Genomic DNA, 3479 nt, shown 5'->3' on the forward strand with positions numbered 1-3479 from the left:
ATGGTACTGCAGGGGGGACCCTGTGGGAGAGTAGGACGCCGCCGAACTCCTTTTACGGGAAAGCCCCGTGTCCTTGTGGACACGGGGCTTTTCTGTGTTCACGATCTGCCCGACGACGGCGGACACAGGCCGGCCCGGCCCCGACCGGAAAGGTCCGGCATCGCCACGTGAGAGGCGGTACTGGGCCCGGTGAGAGCCCGTCAGAGTCGGCTGCGACCAGTGGTTTTGAGCATCCTCGAGTTCAGGGTATGCTTTATCTCGTTGCACAGAGCAGCGCGCCCCAATAGCTCAGTCGGTAGAGCGTCTCCATGGTAAGGAGAAGGTCTGCGGTTCGATTCCGCATTGGGGCTCCGAAGAACAGGAAAGGCCCCCGCCAGCGGCGGGGGCCTTTCCTGTTTGATGCGGAGGTCATCCGGCTGCTGTGAATGCCCCGTTGGTGAGGACCGGCACCGTGTCGGAGACGTCCAACTGCGCTGCGATGCGTACGTCTTCGGGGAAGCCGCCTGAGACGAGCTCCTGCCCGGATGCGCCGGCGGTCACCGTGGCGATGACATCCGGCGTTGTCTCGAAGCATGCGGCCGCTGTGGCCGCCTCGGGGGACAAGGGACCGCCACGATGCTTTCTGAGTGCCGAGAGAAAGGCTCCCGCGCCCAGCAGGTCCTCCAGGGCGGGGCGCAGGCTGCCGTCCGGCCAGCGCTCGCCCGAGGCGATCACGGCAACCGGGCGGGCGGGTGTTCCGTAACCCTTGCGGGCGAGCCAACGGCCCACCGCGGTCGCGTTGCGCAGACAGCCCGCGACGACCGTCGAGCCACCGGCCGCGGCGGAGATCGACGAGCCGTTGGGAGACGGCAGGACCAGCTGTGGAGTGAAAGGCGCGTCTCTCAGTGCCGCCGGAGACAGCGACCAGGGGGATGCAGATGTGGCCATGCGCCGTCCCACGGCCAGCCGAGCGTCCACGCGGTCCGCGAAGGCCGATGCCGAGGCATCACGCCAGGCGTACGGGAAGACTCGGGTGCCGGACTCCACGGCCACGGTCACCGAAGTGGTGAACGACAGCACGTCGATCACCACCAGACACGCGACCGCGGGCGAGAGCCACCCGGCGCCCGTGGGGCCCCAGTCGAATCGTGCTCCACTGCCCGCCTGCAGATACCAGTCGTCATCCATGGTGATGACAATGGCAGGTGCAGCATCAGGCAATGTTCGCCCTGTCGACGACTGCGTGTGGGCGCCCGTCATGGGGGTGCCCGCCGCCTGATGCGGCACTAACAACCCGCGCGGATAGGGCGGTTGGGCAATTCGGTCAGGTCAGGGTGAGGGCGGGGCTGCTGTTACCGACTGTGGTTGTCGCTATGGGTACGGTGGCTGCTCGAGATCGGTGGTGTCGGTAGAAGTACCTATTGCGCTACGGCATTTCGGCGTGGGGTGTCGGGCCGGAGCGGGCGTGTCAGTGAGGGTGTTTAGCATGCCGGTGCGGCTTCGAAGAGGTCCGCTCGGCGGCTCGTCGTCTGCGTAGACACACTTCGACAGAACTCGGCGCCAATCACACGTGGAGAGTGTCCTGGCCATGATTACCCACGCGCGTAGCTACAAGAGGAATCAGGTTTCCCGAGCCGAGGTCCTCACGGCAATCGGCCGGTTCCACGACGAGTACAAGATCAAGCGTGTGACCGCGTCGCTCGACGAGATCGAGGACTACACCAGCGATATCTGGCTTGTCGATGACGACCTGCACATACCCGGCGACCTCGACCTGACACACGAGCGCGCCTACCTCTTGGTCGTGCTCGGCGATCTGGTCGTCGACGGCGTGTACGGCGACAGCGACGACCCCGAGTCCTTCTTGCTGGTGACCGGCAACATGCGGGCTCGCGACGTGGTGACCGCCGGCTGGCTCGAGGTCCACGGCGACCTGAGCACCGATCGGCTCATCGGCGACTACAACGACTGCGGCGCTTACGTCGGCGGCGACGTCCATGCCCAGCTCTTCTATGGCGAACACCATCACTTCACGATCGGTGGCGCGCTCAGCGCCAACGCGGTGATCGGTCGGCCGAGCCTTGAGATCGCGACCCCACCAGCCGTGATTGACATAGACGACCTCCGCATGCTGGACCATTTCGACCGCGACCTACTGCGCGTGTTCGACGACCATGACGACGACGGCAACGCGATCACCCACATGGACGGTTTCGACGATTTCCGCGAGCTGAAGCGGCGCGTCTACGCAGGTCTACCGTTTCGCGCTGCTGAAACACGCGACAACTGAACCTTCACTGCCGAACCGGATGGGGCCGGGCTTGTTCGCCACCAAGGGTCCCGGTCGCGTCCACCATCGTCCATAGTGCTGGCCCCCGCTGACCGCGTCCCGCACGGCACGCCCCTGGGGGCTGCCACGTGGCCGACGCCACCGGGGGCGTGCCAACGTCGATAGTTCAGGGGCGGCGGTGGGGTCGGGTGTGCCAGCGGTGGCTGGTCCACGCCCGGCGGATCAGACTACGGACGGTGATGATGGCATCCGCAAGGTCGAAGAACGCGTCGACGACCACGGCGCGGCGCTCAAAGCAGCGGGCCAGGCGGTGGAAAGCGTTCTGCCAGGCATGGGTGCGCTCCACATGCCACCGTCGGCTCGCCCGGATGGGGGCTTTCTCGCCCTTGTGCGCGATGCGGCCGTGCAGGCCGCGCCCGGCCAGCAGGGTGCGGGTGCTGTCGCTGTCGTAGCAGGCGTCGAGGTGGACAATAGTCTGTTCGGGCAAGGGCGCGAAATCGCCCAGGAGATCCACGGTCGGGGCCAGGAGTAGTGAGTCATGGCGGTTGGAACCGGCCAGGACACGCCCCCGGGGGATGCCGTAGCCGTCCACCATGCCGGAGCGTTTCAGGCCCTGCTTGCCGCGGTCGACCGACGAGCGCCCCGCGACCTCGCCACCGCCGGGAGCCTTGGTTATGCAGCCGTCGACGGCGACCTGGTCCAGGACCAGCCCCACGATCCGGTCGTACGCCTGAAGCGCGAGCTGCCTCAGCCGGGCAAAGACACCCAGCCGCATCCACTCATCGCGGCGGGTGCGGATCGTGGTGGCAGAGCACGTGCTGTCGGCTATCGCCTGGTAGGAACAGCCGAACCGCAGCAGCTGCAGCAACTTGTCGAAGACAACCCGGTCACTGATGCGTGGCCGGTGACAGCCCAGCGGATGAGCCGGATCGCAGACCGGCCGCTCGGGCAGTAATGCCGCGAACTGCTCCCACAACGGCTCGGTCAGCCAGGACGGCAGGACAGGCACAAAACACCCCTCAGTAATCACGGAACGTCGCCACACCGTGATCAGCAAGATGGTGCCCCACCGCCCCTGCCGGGTGTCTCCAACACGCCTATCTGTGCGGCTTCTAAGCTTGTATTTAAACCTTTGCCTTTGGTTAGTTGGGCGGGCTGGCCACGGGTTTTGCTGTTCGCCGGACAGCGGAGCGGCCTTTGCTTGATCATG

General features: G+C 66.1%; 3 protein-coding genes and 1 tRNA gene. 2 read left to right on the plus strand and 2 right to left on the minus strand.

Translation table 11 applies throughout. The features are described 5' to 3' along the window. The first annotated feature begins 277 nt into the window (after nt 1-277). Nucleotides 278-350: transfer RNA gene (locus ABZ622_RS41840), tRNA-Thr, on the plus strand. Nucleotides 351-408: 58 nt separating this feature from the next. Here the strand turns inward: ABZ622_RS41840 and ABZ622_RS41845 are convergent. Further along, a complete protein-coding gene (locus ABZ622_RS41845; protein ID WP_360552554.1) occupies nt 409-1167 on the minus strand; it encodes a 2-phosphosulfolactate phosphatase in 759 nt (252 codons plus the stop codon). Between the two features lie 400 nt (nt 1168-1567). Here ABZ622_RS41845 and ABZ622_RS41850 point away from each other — a divergent pair, with 400 nt between their 5' ends. Further along, complete coding sequence (locus ABZ622_RS41850; RefSeq protein ID WP_360552556.1) at nt 1568-2269, plus strand: hypothetical protein; 702 nt, start codon at nt 1568-1570, stop codon at nt 2267-2269. Between the two features lie 166 nt (nt 2270-2435). On the opposite strand, the gene ABZ622_RS41855 is transcribed toward ABZ622_RS41850, so the two are convergent. Further along, the gene (locus ABZ622_RS41855) at nt 2436-3278 is read right to left on the minus strand and encodes an IS5 family transposase (protein WP_360552558.1); all 843 of its coding nucleotides are present in this window, start codon (nt 3276-3278) and stop codon (nt 2436-2438) included. Between the last annotated feature and the right edge of the window lie 201 nt (nt 3279-3479).

This window comes from Streptomyces sp. NPDC007164, assembly GCF_040634135.1.
Lineage (GTDB): Bacteria > Actinomycetota > Actinomycetes > Streptomycetales > Streptomycetaceae > Streptomyces > Streptomyces sanglieri.